This is a genomic window from Shewanella sp. 10N.286.45.A1 (assembly GCF_041470405.1).
Lineage (GTDB): Bacteria > Pseudomonadota > Gammaproteobacteria > Enterobacterales > Shewanellaceae > Shewanella.
This window is the reverse complement of the sequence record NZ_JBFRMK010000383.1, coordinates 1,674-3,320: the sequence shown is the minus strand read 5'-3', so window position 1 is coordinate 3,320 and position 1,647 is coordinate 1,674. Positions and strand designations below refer to the sequence as shown.

At 43.7% G+C, this 1,647-nt stretch carries 1 protein-coding gene; it reads left to right on the top strand.

Features of this window, described 5'->3' with window-relative positions; translation table 11 throughout:
• Positions 1-110: 110 nt before the first annotated feature.
• Positions 111-1,647 (top strand): methyl-accepting chemotaxis protein (locus AB4238_RS21675; RefSeq protein ID WP_372035624.1); only part of this gene is annotated, 1,537 nt, incomplete at its 3' end.

The following is a 1,647-nucleotide window of genomic DNA, read 5'->3' as shown; positions in this document are numbered from 1 at the left end:
AGCATTTTTAGCTAAATCCGATAACTAATAGACCTATATCAGATTTATTATTTGATAACTCGATTAAATTAAGCACTACTTTCTAACTATAACTATAACTAGAAGCCATTATGAATTATAAAAACTGGCCAGTAGCCAAACAGATCGGATTGGTCGCATTTATTCTCACCATGATCGTTTTTGGCATTTTAGGCAGCATCTCCTATATGTCTGCTTCAAATTTACTAACAGAAAAAGCAGAAACTGCACTGCAAGCACAAATGCATGGCACCGCTGATCTAATCGAACTGCAATACGACAGCTTATTAGCGCTTGCTAATCGTAATGCCGATGTTTTTAGAGCCATGTATCCAGGGAACTTTCATAAGCCTGATAGAACGGTTCGAGTCATGGGAAAAGCGACCCCTGCACTGGTTCATGAACGAGAGCAGATCAACTCCTCTAAGAGTAAGGTCGATCGTTATTCGAAACTAACAGGCGGTAACGCAACGGTATTTGTAAGGGATGGCGAAGATTTTATGCGTATCGCTACCTCCTTAAAAAAGGCTGATGGCAAGCGAGCCCTCGGTACTCATCTAGGTAAAAGCCATCCTGGTTACGCTACATTGCTTAAAGGGCAAGTCTTTGAGGGATACGCTCGTATCTTTGGTAAAGACTATATGACCGTTTACCGTCCAATAAAAAGTGCCTCTGGCGAAGTTATTGGTATTCTCTATATCGGTTTTGATATCAGTGCTTCGCTAGAGCAACTTCGTAAAGCCACTAACAGCTTACGTTTAGAAGAATCAGGTAGCTTCCTTATCATTCGTAAGTCAGACAATACTATTGTGGCTCACCCAGGTGATGAGGTCGGCGCTGAAGTCAGCAATCAGGTGCTAAACGGTATCACCATTGAGCAAGCATTAATGGACAGAGGCTCATTTGAGTACCGCAATAATAATGGTTCAATGTCATACGCTTACACCATTAATATACCAGGCTGGAACTGGGCGTTAGTGGGTCAAGTTCCAATGAAAGAGCTCAACGAAGAAAGTGGCCAGTTACTGACAATAAACTTTGCAGTCAGTGTTATTGGCTTGCTGGTGATTACGTTATTACTATCACTAATATTGCTTAGAACACTAAAGCCGCTTAGAGCGTTGGAAGTACAGCTAGACAACTTAGGTAAAGGTGATCTTTCACAATCCTTTGCTAACACGGATGCAAATTCACAAAATGAGGTTGACCAGATCACCCAAAGTGCCTCGCGCATGGCGACGAACTTAAGGGAACTCATTCTGTCTCTGCAGCAATCAGTAACCTCTCTGCAGGCTCACTCTTTGCAAACTCAAGAAACAGCCAGACTAAACGGCGAAGAGTCTCAAGCATTAATGGCGCAAACGGACCAAATAGCCACCGCAATCGAAGAGATGTCGGCCTCTGTGCGTGATGTTGCTAACCATGCTAGCGAAGGCGCGAGTATGAGTCAGCAAGTCGATGTTGCAAGTCAAGACGGTAAACAGCATTTGGAGCAGCTATTACATGGCTTAGAAGCTCTGAGCCAGCAGCTAGCAACCAGCCACTCAAGCGTGGAGCTTGTTAGCCAAGAGAGCATCGCCATCAGTCAGGTCACTGAAGTCATTAATAGCATTGCCGAGCAAACAAACT